Here is a 15,894-nt window from a genome sequence, read left to right as displayed (position 1 = left end):
ACTCCGACGGCTCCTTGAGGGGCACGGCGGAGGCAATTTCATGCGGCGCACTATTGTGCGCCGCAGCACACTTACTTGATACGCGGCAGCACTTCAAACTGATGGAAGGGTGGCGGCGAGCTCAGGGTCCATTCCAGGGTGGTGGCGCCGACGCCCCACGGGTTGTTCGCGGCCTTTTCCTTGCGGACGAAGGCATCGATCACGCCGTAGATGAAAATCAGCACCGCGAAACCTGAGATATAGGAACCGACCGACGACACCAGGTTCCAGCCGGCGAAGGCATCGGGGTAGTCGATGTAACGGCGCGGCATGCCGGACAGACCAAGGAAATGCTGCGGGAAGAACACCAGGTTGACGCCGATGAAGGTGACCCAGAAGTGCAGCTTGGCGATGAAGTCCGAATACATGTAACCGAACATCTTCGGGAACCAGTAGTACCAGCCCGCGAAGATGGCGAACACGGCGCCGAGCGACAGCACGTAGTGGAAGTGCGCGACGACGTAATAGGTATCTTGCAGCACACGATCGACGCCGGCATTGGCCAGCACGACGCCGGTGACGCCGCCGAGGGTGAATAGGAAGACGAAGCCTACGGCCCAGACCATCGGCGCCTTGAACTCAATGGAACCGCCCCACATGGTGGCGATCCATGAGAAGATCTTCACGCCCGTCGGCACCGCGATGACCATGGTGGCAGCGACGAAGTAGGCCTGCGTCGCCGAGGACATGCCCACCGTGTACATGTGGTGCGCCCAGACCACGAAGCCGATGCCGCCGATGGCGACCATGGCGTAGGCCATGCCGAGATAACCGAACACCGGCTTCTTCGAGAAGGTCGAGATGATCTGCGAAACCATGCCGAAGCCGGGCAGGATCAGGATGTACACTTCGGGGTGGCCGAAGAACCAGAACAGATGCTGGAACAGCACGGGATCGCCGCCACCTTCAGCCGCGAAGAAGGTGGTGCCGAAATTGCGGTCCGTCAGCAGCATGGTGATGGCGCCTGCCAGAACCGGCAGCGACAGCAGCAGCAGGAACACGGTGACCAGGATCGACCACACGAACAGCGGCATCTTGTGCAGGGTCATGCCCGGCGCGCGCATGTTGAAGATGGTGGTGATGAAGTTGATGGCACCGAGGATCGATGACGCACCAGCGATATGCAGCGCCAGGATCGCGAAATCGACGGCCGGGCCGGGATGGCCCGAGGTCGACAGCGGCGCATACATGGTCCAGCCGGCACCGACACCGTTGGCGCCGGGCTCGCCTTCCACGAAGGTGGAGATCAAGAGCAGCGCGAACGCGGCGGGCAGCAGCCAGAACGACACGTTGTTCATGCGCGGGAAGGCCATGTCCGGCGCGCCGATCATCAGCGGCACCATCCAGTTGCCGAAACCGCCGATCATCGCGGGCATCACCATGAAGAAGATCATGATCAGGCCGTGCGAGGTGACGAAGACGTTGTAGGTGTGCGCCTCGTGGAAGATCTGCACGCCCGGATACATCAGCTCGATGCGGATCAGGATCGACATCAGGCCGCCGATCACGCCGGCGACGATGGCGAAGATTAGATACATCGTGCCGATGTCTTTGTGGTTCGTCGAATAGACGTAACGACGCCACCCGGTCGGATGCGCATGCGCGTGATCGTCGTGGGCGTGGCTGTCGTGAGCAGGTGTCGCAGCTGTGGTTGCCATGTTGAAAATCCTTACTGCGCCTGCGTGGTCGTCGCGGAAGCAAAGGTGCTCGACGGATTGCTGGCGAACTTCTTCTTGGCGGTCTCCAGCCAAGCCGCGAATTCCTGCTCGGTGACGACGCGGATCGCGATGGGCATATAGGCGTGATCCTTGCCGCACAGTTCAGAGCACTGGCCGTAGAACCAGCCGGTCTTGGTGGCCTTGAACCAGGTCTCGTTGAGACGACCAGGGATCGCGTCGATCTTGATGCCGAAGGACGGCACCGCGAAGGAGTGGATCACGTCCGCCGCTGTGGTCTGCACGCGGACCACCTTGTTCACCGGCACCACCACCTCGTTATCGACGGCGAGGAGGCGCGGCTGCTTGTCCTGGGCCATTAGCGAGTCGAATTCGAACGGGCCGTTGTCCGGATAGGAGTAGGTCCAGAACCACTGCTTGCCGGTAGCTTTGATGGTCAGGTCGGCTTTCGGAATGTCGAGCTGCAGGAACAGCAGCCGGAACGACGGCACCGAGACCGCGACCAGGATCAGCACCGGAATGATCGTCCACGCCACTTCGATCAGCGTGTTGTGGGTCGTCTTCGACGGGACCGGATTGGCCTTCGAATTGAACTTCACCACCACGATGACAAGCAGAGCCAACACGAACAGCGTGATGGCAGTGATCAGCCAGAGCATGAAATTGTGAAACCAGGTGATGTTTTCCATCACCGGCGTAGCCGCTTCCTGAAGCTTGTATTCCCAGGGTGCGGGCTGACCCATCACCTGAGCATAGGCAGCACCGCCAACAGCGAGACCGGCCCCAATAACCGCTAACCCCAGCAACCGGTGGCCAAACTGGCCCCTCAGCATCCTCATGCCGCGTGCGCTCCCATTTGAAATCTTACGCATCCCGGTATTGCCCGAGTATGCGGCCCGACCCCCTCCCGGACAAACGGACAAATTGCCCAAGGCAACCTGCAACTCCCGTTCGTTAGAATGCGTCGAAATCCAGCCTCTCAAACCATAATTCTTGACCTGTCGCAATGCAGGAGTGCGGTATCCCGGAATGCATTCGACCGAATTGCACGAAGGTCGTATTTCCCGCGTCGCTTCAATGACAAATGTCAGTCGTTTGCGACGGCGCTTGACACCGGCGGTGGCCGCTTTAGGCACGAAATATGCGATGATCCGGCAACTGATTCGCCACAATCGACGCGCAAGCAGCTGTTGTGGCCGCCTTCAAGGCGCCGTCATTGCAGTATCATTCCGCGCTCTGGAATTCTTCAGACGAAACAGCGTTCACAGTGCTGCCAAACCGATTGCAGAGATCACTGACATGATCGCGACAACCAACCACGCCCAAAACTCCTACGCCCAAGGATCGATCCGGATGAGGCCTTCGACAACGCAGCAGCAGCCGACCGTCAGCTGGCGCCGCCTCACGCTCGGCTTTCTGACATGCGCAGCTCTGCTCGCCGTGCCTGCCGCCGCCAACGCCCAGGGCGCCGTGAAATCCACGCATGGCGACTGGCAGATCCGCTGCGACACGCCGCCCGGTGCGCAGGCCGAGCAATGTGCCCTGATCCAGAGCGTGGTGGCGGAAGACCGTTCCAATGCCGGCCTCACGGTGATCGTGCTCAAGACCGCCGACCAGAAGAGCAAGCTGATGCGCGTGGTGGCGCCGCTCGGCGTGCTGCTGCCATCAGGCCTGGGCCTCAAGCTCGACAATCAGGACGTCGGCCGCGCCGGCTTCGTACGCTGCCTGCCGAACGGCTGCGTCGCGGAGGTTGTGATGGACGACAAGCTGCTCGGCCAGTTGCGCACGGCGAAAACCGCGACCTTCATCATCTTCGAGACCCCGGAAGAAGGCATCGGCTTCCCGTTGAGCCTGAACGGGCTCGGGGATGGCTACGACAAGCTGCCGTAGGCTCAAGGCCAACGATTACAACAGGATCGCCATCGTGATCAGATTCTCGTAGGTGCCATCGACGCATACGGCGTCGCGATGGATACCTTCGGTCAGGAAGCCAAGCTTCTTGTAGAGCGCAATGGCGTTTTCATTCGGCTCCCGCACGGTCAGTTCGACCCGGTGAAGGTGAGCTGCGCGCGCCACGGCCAGCGCCGTCTGAATCAGCTCTTTGCCTAGCCCTTTCCCGCGGTAAGGGGGCAACAGCCCCAGACCAAGGACACCGCTGTGGCGATAAACGAGTCTTGCCTTCGGCAGGATGTCGCACCAGCCGACAACCCCTTCCGCTGACGTGACCGCGACGATCTGAGGGTTTCCACTGCTGATATTTCCGAGAACGAAAGCGCGGATCTCGGTGATCGGAGGAGCCTCCAGGAACGCCAGATAGCGCTTCTCGCGCGCGACGAAATCGAGCGCATGATGGAAGCCTTCGACATCGTCTGCCGTGATCGGCCTGATCTGGACATCCATGCGGATCAGCTCCCGCTGCATCGACGGTCCGCGGCATAAGCCACGGCCGCACAGATGTCGCCCTCTGTAAGCTCTGGAAAATCTTCAATAATTTCCTGATGGGATTGCCCGGCAGCAATCCAACCGAGGATATCGGACACAGCAATCCTCATATGGCGAATGCAGGGGCGCCCACCACGTTTGCCCAACTCAACGGTGATAACCGCCTGAGAGCTCATGATCCAAGCGTATCACAATCTCTAAGGTTCGTGCAGCCGTATCACTACCGCTATTCGCCCGCCACCAGCCCCGCCGCACGGCGGTGATTGCGGCTTGGCTTTGACTGCGCCTTCAATCGGCGGCGCGAGAAGTACAGGATGATGCCGGTGACCGTGAACAGCGGCATCAGCGCGGCGGCGATCATGAACAGGATGCGGCCGACCAGACCGAAGGCCGCGCCGGTATGGATCTGCAGAACCCGCTGCAGGATGCTGTCACCGACGGATTTGTCCGCATAGCGCTCGACATTGACGACACGCCCGGTGGCGCCATCGATGCGGAAATCATCGCGGGCAACGTCATGCGGGGCGTCTTTGGCCAGCGAGCGCAGGCGTACCGGACCAGGGCCGTTCGGCACCAGCAGATAGACATTGGTATATTGGCTACCCTGCTCGGCGAGGAACGTCGCCCATGCACGATCGAGCGATGGGGCAGCGGCTTGCGCTGCGTCGGCAGGCTTGGCTCCACCCTTGGCCTTCGCCGGCGCCTTGGCGGCGGCGGGCGGCTTGCTCGACAGCAGCCAGGTGGCGCTGGCCTTGTACCAGTCGAACGACCACCACAGGCCGGTGAGAATCGTGATCACATAGATCGGCAGCACCCAGGTGCCGACAACGCTATGCAGCGACCAATGGAACGCCCGGCCGGGCATCGCCAGATTGGGCTTCAGCCACATCCTGATGCTGCGCACGCGGCGCGGCCAGCGCAGCACCATGCCGGAGATCAGCAGCACCAGCAGGCCGATCGCGCACACGCCTGTGATCAGGCGGCCATAGCCATTGCCGTTGCCCGGCAGCAGCAGGAAACGATGCAGGTTGCGCAGCGTGGCGAAGAAGCCCTCGCCGCTGACGGCCGAGAGGACACGGCCGTCATAGGGATCGACAAAGACCGACGAGCGCTCGCCGGCCTCGTTGCGCGCGAAGCGGGCGCGCACGGTGGCACCCGGCTCGCTCGACAGCAGCATCAGCTGCACCTTGCCGGCACCCGGCTGGGCCTGCAGTCGCGCCACGATCTCATCCGGCGTCAGCACCGGTGCGGAGCGCACATCGACCCTGGCGACATCGCGATTGAGCGCGGCGACGATATCGTCCTCGAAGGACAGCATCGCGCCGGTGAGGCCCATGAGGCCGACCACCAGCGCGATCGCGAGACCGATGATGGAATGAACCTGCAGGAAAGCGGATTTGATCGGAGAGGCCATGAGCAGCAGAAATTCTGAGCTGGAGGACGAAATGCGTCGGGTCTCAGCGCCCGCTGCGGCAATGGCCCACGCTTACCGCACAGCCACAGGGCGGACCACCACAGCAGTTTGTAATCGCTCCAAACTGGAACTCGCGCGGCGCGCCCCTGCCTCTCCCAATTTGTAACCCCGTACCTATCTTCCCGAGCGAACACCTGTATCGTCCGAGATTACGCCAATGTAAGGCGACCCGATCCCGGGTTGCCGCTACAAGGTGAAACCGCCGTCCAGCGCAGCAATGCCCGCCGTTTTGGAGCCTGCATGACCAGCCTCGCCACCACATCCCTGCTCGACCGTGCCAATCTCGACCGCGACGAGGTCCGCCGCGAATTGTTGCGGGGTTTGCAGGGGGCCGATGATGGCGAGCTGTTCCTGGAATATAGCCAGAGCGAGGCGCTCGGCTTCGACAATGGAAGATTGAAGCAGGCGACCTATGACACCGCGCAGGGCTTTGGCCTCCGCGCCGTGAAGGACGATGCGGTCGGCTATGCGCATTCCTCGGATGTCTCGATCCCGGCGCTGATCCGCGCGGCGGATGCCGTCAATGCGGTGCGCGGCGGCTATCACGGCACCTTTGCCGCGGCGCCCTCTCATACCAATGTGAAGCTCTATAGCGACGACAATCCGCTCGATGCCCCCGGCTTCGAAGCCAAGGTCAAACTGCTGGCCGAGATCGACGCCTATGTGCGCGACAAGGATCCGCGCGTGCGCCAGGTCTCGGTGTCGCTCGGCGCGAGCTGGCAGGTGGTTGAGATCATCCGTCCCGATGGCGAAAGCTATCGCGATATCCGCCCGCTGGTGCGCGTGAACATCACCGTGGTCGCCGGCCAGGGCGACCGGCAGGAAAGCGGCAGCAAGGGCTACGGCGGCCGCGAGGGCTATGCCCGCTTCATCGAAAGCGCGAATTGGCGCGCCGCTGCCGATGGCGCACTGCGCGAAGCGGTGGTGAATCTCGACTCGATCCCTGCGCCCGCCGGCGAAATGGATGTGGTGCTCGGGCCGGGCTGGCCCGGCGTGATGCTGCATGAAGCCGTCGGCCACGGGCTCGAAGGCGATTTCAACCGCAAGAAGACCTCGGCCTTTGCCGGCCTGCTCGGCCAGCAGGTCGCCGCCAAGGGCGTCACCGTGGTGGATGACGGCACCATCTCGTCACGCCGTGGCTCGCTCTCCATCGACGACGAAGGCACGCCGACCAATCGCACCATGCTGATCGAGGACGGAATTCTCGTCGGCTACATGCAGGATCGCCAGAACGCGCGCCTGATGGGCATGAAGCCCACCGGCAATGGCCGTCGCCAGGGCTATGCCCATGTGCCGATGCCGCGCATGACCAACACCTACATGCTCGCCGGCCAGCGCGACCCCGCCGAAATCCTCGCTTCGGTGAAGAACGGCATTTACGCGGTGAACTTCGGCGGCGGTCAGGTGGACATAACCTCCGGCAAATACGTGTTTCAGTGCACCGAGGCCTACAAGATCGAGAACGGCAAGATCGGCGCGCCGCTGAAGGGCGCGATGATGATCGGCAATGGTCCCACCGACCTGCACCGCATCAGCATGATCGGCAACGACCTCGCGCTCGATGACGGCATCGGCACCTGCGGCAAGCATGGCCAGGGCGTCCCGGTCGGTGTCGGCCAGCCGACGCTGCGCATGGACAAGGTGACGATCGGAGGAACGGGCTCGTGAGCACGGAAACGACGACGGAAGCGGCCGGCAGCACCGCCAGACGCTGGGGCGGCCAGCTCGCGCAGATCGCCGCCATCGTCGGCATTGTGTTTCTCGGCAAGGGCGCGCTTGCCGAACCGTTCTACGTTCCGTCCGCCTCCATGGAGCCGACCCTGCTGATCGGCGACGCGCTGCTGGCATCGAAATTTCCCTACGGCTATTCGACGGCTTCGCTGCCGATCCATGTGGCTTTCCCCGAAACCGGCCGCGTGTTCGCCTCCACGCCGAAGCGCGGCGATGTCGTCGTGTTCCGCTGGCCCGGCGATCGCTCGCAGGTCTGGGTCAAGCGCGTGATCGGCCTGCCCGGCGATCGCGTCGAAATGCGCGGCGGTCAGGTCTGGCTCAACGGCGTTGCCACGGCGATCACATCGGATGGCATCGGAGCTGCGGAAGACGACAGCGGCGGATCCGAGCCTGCGCATCGTTACGTCGAAACACTGCCCGGCGGCGTCGCGCATCCCATCTTCAAGCTGCGCGCCAATGGCCGCCTCGACAACGCGCCGGAAGTCACCGTGCCACCGGACCATCTGTTCGTGATGGGCGACAACCGCGACAATTCCGCTGACAGCCGCGTGCCGGTTCGCCAGGGCGGCGTCGGCATGTTGCCGATGGACAATCTGGTCGGCCGGGTCGATGCCATTGTCGGCTCATGGGACCTCGGCGTGCGCAGCCAGCCAGTAACAAACTGGATTTCCGGCCTGCGCTTCGCCCGGTTTTTTACCGGCGTGCATTGAGAACGCCCTCAACAGGGTCGATGATGGCTGCGGATTTTGTCGCGGCCGCATTGCGGAATCCGGTACATGACGCACTGCTCGAGCGGATCAGCGAGCTTCAGCTTCCCGACGCATGGATCGTTGCCGGCTGCTTGACACAGACGGTGTGGAACGCATTGTCCGATCGACAGATCGACTACGGCATAGATGACTACGATATCTTCTATTTCGATGCCGACCTGTCGTGGGATGCCGAGAATCGGGTCATCAACGACTTTCGCGCTTGCGCCGACCGCGTCGACGCCCGTGTCGAGATTCGCAATCAGGCCCGCGTGCATCTCTGGTACCCTGAGAAACACGGCAAGCCTTATCCGGCCCTCTCCAACGCGACCAACGGCATCGACCGCTTTCTCACCCGCTGCACGCAAATCGGCTTGAGCAGCAACGGCCGGGATGTCTATGCGCCTGAAGGTCTGGATGATATCCGGGACTTCGTGGTGAGGCCCAATCGCACGCCAAATTTTTCGCCGGACGCTTATCGACGCAAGTCCGCGCGTTGGCAGGCGCTCTGGCCCGAACTCCGGATCATGCCTGCCGGCACGTACAGCGACTTGCATGAGCGGAGCGCCAATGACGTTTGACGACCTGCGAAAGTTTGCGCTGACATGGCCGGAGGTCGAGGATGGCACATCCTATGGCACGCCTGCGCTGAAAGTACGGAAGAAGCTGTTGGCACGCCTGAAGGACGACGGCGACACCCTGGTCATGCCCGGCGTGCCGTTTGAGGAGCGCGCCATGCTGGTGGACCGCGCGCCGAAGGTCTTCTCCTTCACCGATCACTATCGCGACTATCCGATTGTGCTGATCAGTCTCTCCAAAGCCAAGCGTGCGGATGTCGAACCGCTGTTGCGCCGACAGTGGCTGGCGCTGGCCTCGAAGGCCGCACGCAAGGCTTATGAGGCCGGCAGCATGTAGGGTGGGCAAAGGCGCCCTTGCGCCGTGCCCACCTCCACCAGCCGCGCACTTGAAGGTGGGCACGCTTTCGCTTTGCCCACCCTACGAAGTCCCGTCAGAAATAAGCGATGGCCCGGCCGCAGATCGCGACACTGAGCCAGATCACCAGCGACGCCAATGCACCCTGCCGCGCACCTGCAGGCATCGGCGACGACGGCGGCAAGGCAGCGACCTTCGGCATGATCGTCCATTCGACCCAGACGACATTGAGCAGGCCCAATCCGATCAGCGCGACCTTGATCAGGAACACGCGGTTCATGACCACGTGGCTGGCTTCGGCGGTGAACAGCACCAGGCCCGTGACAACCAGTCCAACGAAGCCGGCAATCGCGAGACGGCGCATCTGGCGCAGCAGTGGGCCAGGCGCGGTGACCGCCAATCCGCCCGCCAGCCGCGCATCCATCACCGCGATCGCGCCGGTAAAGAACAGCAGCGCGACGATGTGCCCCACATTGGCGACCATATAGACCCATCGCGACTGCCGGATCGCTGCGCCGATGCCTGAGGCTTCGATGGCGATGAACAATGCGGGTGCAGCGTCTGTCATGCGGCGCTAGCGGAGTTCGTAGGTCTTGCCGTCCACCGTGATGCGCTCGGCGCGCATCTCGTCCTTCTCCACCGTGGACGGATAGCCATAGGCCGAAACAACCTTGCCGACCGCGACGATATCGGCGGTCGCACCGCGCGCCTGCATGCGGGATGTCGGCGCCAGCGTTGCGGTCCAGGCCTTGTCGCTGCCCTTGATGACGATGGTGGCGTGGGGATTCTCGAATTTCAGGCTTTCGATCGGCCCGCTGACGGTCACCGGCTTGGCCGCGTCATAGCTGCCCCAGCCGTGATGGGCCACGGCAGCGGCGGTCGTGATGGCCATGAGGGTCGTGGCGCCGATGGCGATTCGGAGGATACGCGTCATGTGTCGTCTCCCTTGCCTGTCGATGTTATCTGACAACGCCCGAAATGAAACCCGGTTTGCGGCGCGGCGGCTTGATGTCGTTTTTCAGGAAACAGCGCGCACTCTTGCCGGCATAGCCCGACCGGGCAAATGTCCAGGCCCGGCATTTGTTGTCGCCCTGGCAGGCGTCACGGCAGACATCGCCGCGATCTGCCTTGTCGTCGTTCTTCACCTCGAAGGAGCGGTAATCGCCACCATAACGGTCGGTGGATGTCTCAACCGGGCCGACGCGCGGCTCGATGACGCCGGCGCCGCGCACGCCGGAAACGCAGCAATAGCTCTGAACCCGTGGCGTGACCTTGTCCTTCAGCCAGCACACGGCGTTTTCGGAATTGTCGCTGGGGTAATTGAAGCTCCAGGCACGGCACTTCTTGTCGCGCTCGCAGATCAGCGCGCATTCGGCGGGGTCGCCCGACATGGATACTGAGCGCTGATAGTCACCGCCCGGCCGGTCGAAATTGGTCTGCGCCTGCGCCGGCACGGCTAGCGCGAGCACCAGCATGGCAAGTGCTGCCCAACACGCTCTGAACAGGCGGCGCTTCAACATGCAGACGGGCTTCCGGCGGGTTGCGACAGGTGATGCGTGAGGTGCCATTGGACCGCGCGCCACCTGTACGTCCGATGAACGGATTGACAGAATTCATCCCTGCCGCTCACAAGCGCTTGAGCTAGAAGCAATATTCCTTATAGGCGGGGGTCACCGAGCCACCCCAGGCGCCATTGAACTTGGCGAGCATCTCCTCGGCCGGCGTCTTGCCGCTCTCGATGATGCGATCGAGCGGCGTCAGGTGGCGCGTTTCGTCGAGGCCGTCGGCATCGAGCCTGGCGCGACGGCGCAGGCCGTCATGGGCGATGGCCAGACACTCCTTGGCGATCTCGAACAGATAGCGGTCCTTGATCCGGGCCTTGAAGCCGAAACGCGGCACGTCATCGCGCAGCGCCTGACGCTCCGGCGCCGTCCAGTGTTTGGCGATATCCCAGGCGGCATCGAGCGCGGCATCGTCATAGAGCAGCCCGACCCAGAAGGCCGACAGCGCCGGCAACCGGTCCGATGTCACGCCGTCCGCGCCGCGCATTTCGAGATAACGCTTGAGGCGGACTTCCGGGAAGATCGTGGAGAGATGATTGGCCCAGTCCGACAGCGTCGGCTTCTTGCCGGACATCTTGTCGTTCTTGCCCTCGAAGAAGGCGCGGAAGGAGGAGCCGGAGACGTCGATATAGCTGTCGCCGCGCTTGACGAAATACATGGGAACATCGAGCGCGTAATCGACCCAGCGCTCGAAACCCATGCCGCTTTCAAATGCCCAGGGCAGCATGCCCGAGCGGTTGTTGTCGGTGTCGCGCCAGATCTCGGAGCGGAAGGAAAGGAAGCCGTTCGGCTTGCCTTCCGTGAAGGGGGAATTGGCGAACAGCGCCGTCGCCACCGGCTGCAGCGCCAGCGAAACGCGCAGCTTCTTGACCATGTCGGCTTCCGAGGAGAAGTCGAGATTGGTCTGCACGGTACAGGTCCGGTACATCATGTCCAAACCATACGTGCCGACCTTCGGCATGTAGTTGGTCATGATCTTGTAGCGGCCCTTCGGCATCACCGGGATCTGCGCGCGCGACCAGGACGGCGTCAGGCCGAGACCGAGGAAGCCGATACCGAGCGGCGTCGCCACTTCGCGCACCTGGGCGAGATGCGCCATCAGTTCGGCCTGGGTCTGATGCACGGTTTCCACCGGCGCGCCCGACAGTTCGAACTGACCACCCGGCTCCAGCGAGATCGCGCCACCGCCGGTCACGTCATAGAGACCGATGATGTTGCGGCCTTCCATGATCGGCTCCCAGCCGAGCAGGTGCTTCATGCCCACGAGCAGCGCTTCGATGCCGCGCGCGCCGTCATACGGCACGGGCGCATGGCCATCGAGCGTAAACGGCGTTTTCTCATGCTCGGTGCCGATGCGGAATTCGGACGCGGGCTTCACGCCCGCTTCCAGCCACGCCACGAGTTCGTCGCGCGACTGCAGCGGCGTCATATCAAGTTGGTCACGCGCCATGGGACATCCGAATGAAGGGCGCTGCAATCCGATGCGCGCAGTGTCGGGGACGCTCAAGGCCCGAGCGGGCGGTGAGCGCAGGAAAAATGTGAAACGTCATCGTGCTGCTACGGCATCTCTCGCCACAGGGTCAGATGCGGCAGCGGAGTCTTTGCACGCGCAGCCGAGTAAATCGAGTAGCCCGCAGAGCTTTGCTGCATCTGCGTCGGTCAGTTTGCAGCCGACATGCTTTTCGATGGCGACCGCATAGGCGCCGCTCATCTTCTTGTGCAATTCGCGGCCGGTCGGAGTGATTTCCACGAACAGGCCGCGCTTGTCCATCTTGCATTCGCGGCGCACGGCGAGGCCTTCGTCCACCAGCCGGTCGATCAGCCGCGACGTCGAATATTGCGGTATCAACATCTGCTTTTCGAGCTCGACGGGACGCAGCTCGCCATTTGGCGCACGCGACAACTCCATCAAGGCGTCGTACCATGCGAGCGGCGGAAAGCCGGCGCGCTTGAGATCCTGTTCGACGCCGTCCAGCACCCGGGTCTGGACGCGCATCAGGCGGATCCAGGCGGCAGCGGCCTCGGTGGAAGGTTTACGTTTCATCTCTCGGTCCAAATGGTGCCGGCACCCTAGCCATTTAATGCACCTGCATCAATCTTGACTATTCCATGCCGATGCATTTAGTCACGCCCCGGCGTTAACCCAACGTCCTTAAGGAGAAATTTCGATGAAGCTGTATTATTCGCCAGGCGCCTGTTCGCTGTCGCCGCATATCGCACTTCTCGAAGCCGGCGTGGCCTATGACCTGGTCAAGGTCGACCTCAAGGCCAAGAAGCTGGAAAACGGCGACGATTTCCTGGCCGTCAACCCGAAGGGCCAGGTCCCGGCGCTGGGTCTCGACAATGGCAAGGTGCTGACCGAGGGCCCGATCATCGTCCAGGTGATCGCCGACCAGGCCGCCGGTAAGAACCTCGCCCCGGCCCGCGACAGCGACGAGCGCTACAAGCTGCAGGAAATCCTGAACTTCCTGACCAGCGAGCTGCACAAGAATTTCTCGCCGCTGTTCAACCCGACCTTCTCGGACGAGGTAAAAGGCTTCTTCCGCGACCGCCTGACCGGCAAATTCAAATATCTCGACGGCCAGCTCGCCGGTCACGACTACCTGATGGGCAAGCAATTCACGGTCGCCGACGGCTACCTGTTCACGATGCTGCGCTGGGCCGACGCCCACAAGCTCGACCTCTCCATGTTCAAGAACCTGATGGCCTACAAGGACCGCGTCGCCGCGCGCCCGAAGGTCCAGGAAGCGCTGGAGAAGGAAGGCCTGATGAAGGCGGCGTGAGCTGCGGCTTCATTGGACTGGGAATGCGAAAGGCCGGATCGATGATCCGGCCTTTCTTGTTTAACTTGTTTCCCTCTCCCCTTGTGGGAGAGGGTGGATCGACTGCGAAGCAGTCGAGACGGGTGAGGGGTAACCACAAGCTCAGAGCCTGGTAATACCCCTCATCCGTCTTCGCTTCGCGAAGCCACCTTCTCCCACCCTGCACAGCTCCGCTGTGCTTGGGGGAGAAGGAAAAAAGGGCGCACTCAAGCCGCCGCCTTCTTCGGCGCAAAGCGTCCGTAGAACGTCTCGCCCTTGGCGGCCATCTCTTCCAGCAGTTTTGGCGGCGTGAAGCGGGAGCCGTACTTTGCTTCCAGCTTGTGGCAGAGCTCGACGAACTTCTTGGTGCCCATGAAGTCGATATAGCTCAGCGTGCCGCCGGTGAACGGCGCGAAGCCGAAGCCCAAAATGGATCCGACATCCGCTTCGCGGGGATCCACGATCACATTGTCCTCGACCGTGCGTGCGGCTTCCACCGCCTGCACCACGAGGAAGCGCTGCTTCAGCTCTTCCACATCGAGCGTATCGGGATCGAGCGGCTTCGGCAGCAGGGGCGCAATACCCTTCCACAAAGCCTTCGAGCCCTTGCCCTTCGGCGGATACTCGTAAAAACCCTTGCCGTTCTTGCGGCCGAAGCGCTCCTGCTTCTCCACCATCTCGACGATGAGCTTCTTCTGCGCCTGATCGACAGCCTGCGAGCCCAAATCGGCTTCGGTGGCCTTCATGATCTTCAGCACCAGATCGAGCGCGATTTCGTCGGACAGCGACAGCGGGCCGACCGGCATGCCGGCCATCTTGGCGGTGTTTTCGATCATCGCCGGCGGCACGCCTTCGAGCAGCATTTCCAGGCCTTCGGCCGTGAAACGCAGCACGCAGCGATTGGCGAAGAAACCGCGGCTGTCATTGACCACGATCGGCGTCTTGCCGATGACGCGGATGTAGTCGAGCGCGGTGGCCAGCGCGACATCGCCGGTGTTCTTGCCGACGATGGTCTCCACGAGCATCATCTTCTCGACCGGCGAGAAGAAGTGGATGCCGATGAATTTCGACTGATCGGTGAATTCCTCGGCCAGCGAGTTGATCGGCAGCGTCGAGGTGTTGGAGGCGATGATGGCGCCTTCCTTCAGCAGCGGCTGCACCTTCTTGTAGATCTCGGCCTTGACAGCGCGATCCTCGAATACGGCCTCGATGACGAGGTCGCATTCCTTGATCACGTTGAAATCGGCAGTGGCCGTGATCTTCGACATCAGCGCGTCGCGATCGGCCTCCTTGGCGCGGCCCTTGGCGATCAGCCCATCGATCACCGACTGGCAATGCGCACGGCCCTTGTCGGCGGAGGCCTGGTCGCGATCGATCAGCACCACGTCGATGCCGCCCTTGGCCGAGACATAGCCAACGCTCGCGCCCATGAAGCCGGCGCCGATGATGGCGAGCTTCTTGACCTTGGTCGGCGGCACATTGGTGGGACGACGCGCGCCCTTGTTGAGCTCCTGCATGGAGAGGAACAGGCTGCGGATCATCGCAGCGGCTTCCTTGGTCTGCAGGACATGGGCGAAATAACGCGACTCCACGCGCAGCGCGGCATCCATCGGCAGCTGGAGGCCTTCATAGACGCACTGCATGATGGCCCGGGCGGCCGGATAATTGTCGAAGGTTTCGCGACGATAGATGGCGTTGCCCGCGGGGAACATCATCATGCCCTGCTTGGAATAGACGGGTCCGCCGGGCAGCTTGAAGCCCTTCTCGTCCCAAGGAGCCACGGCCTTGCCGCCGGCCTTGATCCATTCCTTCGCAGTCTTGATGAGATCGGCCGCCGGCACCACGGCGCCGACGATGTTCATCGCCTTCGCCTTGGCGAGATTGACCTGGTCGCCCTTCAGCAGCATCTGCATCGTGTCCTGCGGCTGCAGCATACGCGCCAGACGCTGGGTGCCGCCACCGCCGGGGAACAGGCCGACCTTGATTTCGGGCAAGCCGAGACGGGTCTTCGGATTCTCCGCCGCTACGCGATAGTGGCAGGCGAGCGTGAGTTCGAATGCGCCGCCGAGCGCGAGGCCATTGATGGCAGCGACCCACGGCTTGCCTGCGGTCTCGATCTTGCGCAGCGTCAGCGAGAGCTTGCGGCTCTCGTCGAACAGCATCTGCTGGGCGGCTTCCTCGCCCTTGGCCTTCTTCGTCTCGGCAAAAATCTTGTTCATGCCTTCCAGCATGGAGAGATCGGCACCAGCCGAGAAAGCGTCCTTGCCGGAGGTGACGACGACGCCCTTCACCGCGGCATCCGCTGTGGTCTGGTCGACGATGGCGCCGAGTTCTTCGATGGTGGTGGTGTCGAGCACGTTCATCGAACGGCCGGGAATGTCCCAGGTGACGAGGGCAATGCCGTCGGCGTCGGTCTCAACCTTGAAATTCTTGAAGGTCATGTGTGGCTCCCAAAATGCCTGCTGCCATAAAGCGCGAGCGTTGATG

General features: G+C 62.5%; 17 protein-coding genes. 6 read left to right on the top strand and 11 right to left on the bottom strand.

The genetic code is table 11. The features are described 5' to 3' along the window. Positions 1-71: 71 nt before the first annotated feature. Together ctaD and coxB are read right to left on the bottom strand one after the other, a co-directional pair. Positions 72-1,697 carry a cytochrome c oxidase subunit I gene (gene ctaD / locus RPMA_RS03220; RefSeq protein WP_211911509.1) on the bottom strand — a complete coding sequence of 542 codons (1,626 nt, stop codon included), beginning with the start codon at positions 1,695-1,697 and terminating at the stop codon, positions 72-74. Positions 1,698-1,708: 11 nt separating this feature from the next. Next, on the bottom strand, positions 1,709-2,554 hold the full coding sequence (gene coxB, locus RPMA_RS03215; protein ID WP_211911508.1) for a cytochrome c oxidase subunit II: 846 nt from the start codon (positions 2,552-2,554) through the stop codon (positions 1,709-1,711). Positions 2,555-3,068: 514 nt separating this feature from the next. Here coxB and RPMA_RS03210 point away from each other — a divergent pair. Next, the gene (locus RPMA_RS03210) at positions 3,069-3,605 is read left to right on the top strand and encodes an invasion associated locus B family protein (protein WP_249225533.1); all 537 of its coding nucleotides are present in this window, start codon (positions 3,069-3,071) and stop codon (positions 3,603-3,605) included. Positions 3,606-3,620: 15 nt separating this feature from the next. Here the strand turns inward: RPMA_RS03210 and RPMA_RS03205 are convergent, their stop codons facing one another. The 3 genes from RPMA_RS03205 to RPMA_RS03195 are packed head-to-tail and all read right to left on the bottom strand — an operon-like array spanning position 3,621 to position 5,571. After that, a complete protein-coding gene (locus RPMA_RS03205; protein ID WP_211911507.1) occupies positions 3,621-4,115 on the bottom strand; it encodes a GNAT family N-acetyltransferase in 495 nt (164 codons plus the stop codon). Between the two features lie 5 nt (positions 4,116-4,120). Continuing rightward, entirely contained in the window at positions 4,121-4,333 is a 213-nt protein-coding gene (locus tag RPMA_RS03200) for a DUF433 domain-containing protein (protein ID WP_211911506.1), read from the bottom strand. A 50-nt stretch (positions 4,334-4,383) separates the two neighbouring features. Next, entirely contained in the window at positions 4,384-5,571 is a 1,188-nt protein-coding gene (locus RPMA_RS03195) for a PepSY-associated TM helix domain-containing protein (RefSeq protein ID WP_211911505.1), read from the bottom strand. Between the two features lie 300 nt (positions 5,572-5,871). On the opposite strand from RPMA_RS03195, the gene tldD reads away from it, so the two are divergent. Genes tldD through RPMA_RS03175 form a run of 4 tightly spaced genes read left to right on the top strand, consistent with a single transcriptional unit; the run spans position 5,872 to position 9,026 of the window. Continuing rightward, positions 5,872-7,299, top strand: a complete 1,428-nt coding sequence (gene tldD / locus RPMA_RS03190; RefSeq protein ID WP_211911504.1) for a metalloprotease TldD — start codon at positions 5,872-5,874, stop codon at positions 7,297-7,299. Beyond that, positions 7,296-8,072 (top strand): signal peptidase I, encoded by a 777-nt coding sequence (gene lepB, locus RPMA_RS03185; RefSeq protein WP_211911503.1) that lies wholly within the window; start codon positions 7,296-7,298, stop codon positions 8,070-8,072. Before tldD ends, lepB begins: the two co-directional genes overlap by 4 nt. A 20-nt stretch (positions 8,073-8,092) precedes the next feature. Continuing rightward, positions 8,093-8,692: a nucleotidyltransferase family protein gene (locus RPMA_RS03180; RefSeq protein WP_211911502.1), complete on the top strand. Its 600-nt coding sequence runs from the start codon at positions 8,093-8,095 to the stop codon at positions 8,690-8,692. Continuing rightward, positions 8,682-9,026, top strand: coding sequence for an MmcQ/YjbR family DNA-binding protein (locus tag RPMA_RS03175; protein WP_211911501.1), 345 nt, complete (start codon positions 8,682-8,684; stop codon positions 9,024-9,026). The genes RPMA_RS03180 and RPMA_RS03175 overlap by 11 nt, the downstream gene beginning before the upstream one ends. A 94-nt stretch (positions 9,027-9,120) precedes the next feature. On the opposite strand, the gene RPMA_RS03170 is transcribed toward RPMA_RS03175, so the two are convergent. From RPMA_RS03170 to RPMA_RS03150, 5 genes are all read right to left on the bottom strand, one after another. Continuing rightward, positions 9,121-9,612 carry a hypothetical protein gene (locus RPMA_RS03170; RefSeq protein ID WP_211911500.1) on the bottom strand — a complete coding sequence of 164 codons (492 nt, stop codon included), beginning with the start codon at positions 9,610-9,612 and terminating at the stop codon, positions 9,121-9,123. A 6-nt stretch (positions 9,613-9,618) separates the two neighbouring features. Continuing rightward, positions 9,619-9,978, bottom strand: a complete 360-nt coding sequence (locus tag RPMA_RS03165) for a DUF6152 family protein (protein ID WP_249225532.1) — start codon at positions 9,976-9,978, stop codon at positions 9,619-9,621. Positions 9,979-10,003: 25 nt separating this feature from the next. Then, a complete protein-coding gene (locus RPMA_RS03160; protein ID WP_211911499.1) occupies positions 10,004-10,564 on the bottom strand; it encodes a PAN domain-containing protein in 561 nt (186 codons plus the stop codon). A gap of 121 nt (positions 10,565-10,685) precedes the next feature. Further along, positions 10,686-12,056, bottom strand: coding sequence for a glutamate--cysteine ligase (locus RPMA_RS03155; protein ID WP_211911498.1), 1,371 nt, complete (start codon positions 12,054-12,056; stop codon positions 10,686-10,688). Between the two features lie 96 nt (positions 12,057-12,152). Beyond that, on the bottom strand, positions 12,153-12,650 hold the full coding sequence (locus RPMA_RS03150; RefSeq protein WP_211911497.1) for a MarR family winged helix-turn-helix transcriptional regulator: 498 nt from the start codon (positions 12,648-12,650) through the stop codon (positions 12,153-12,155). A 124-nt stretch (positions 12,651-12,774) separates the two neighbouring features. Between RPMA_RS03150 and gstA the strand changes: the two genes are divergently transcribed. Then, positions 12,775-13,389, top strand: coding sequence for a glutathione transferase GstA (gene gstA, locus RPMA_RS03145; RefSeq protein ID WP_211911496.1), 615 nt, complete (start codon positions 12,775-12,777; stop codon positions 13,387-13,389). 245 nt (positions 13,390-13,634) lie between these two features. On the opposite strand, the gene RPMA_RS03140 is transcribed toward gstA, so the two are convergent. Continuing rightward, a complete protein-coding gene (locus RPMA_RS03140) occupies positions 13,635-15,848 on the bottom strand; it encodes a 3-hydroxyacyl-CoA dehydrogenase NAD-binding domain-containing protein (protein ID WP_211911495.1) in 2,214 nt (737 codons plus the stop codon). Positions 15,849-15,894: the final 46 nt, after the last annotated feature.

Source organism: Tardiphaga alba, from assembly GCF_018279705.1.
Lineage (GTDB): Bacteria > Pseudomonadota > Alphaproteobacteria > Rhizobiales > Xanthobacteraceae > Tardiphaga > Tardiphaga alba.
Note: the sequence above shows the minus strand (reverse complement) of the source record. Positions and strands in the feature narration are given on the sequence as shown.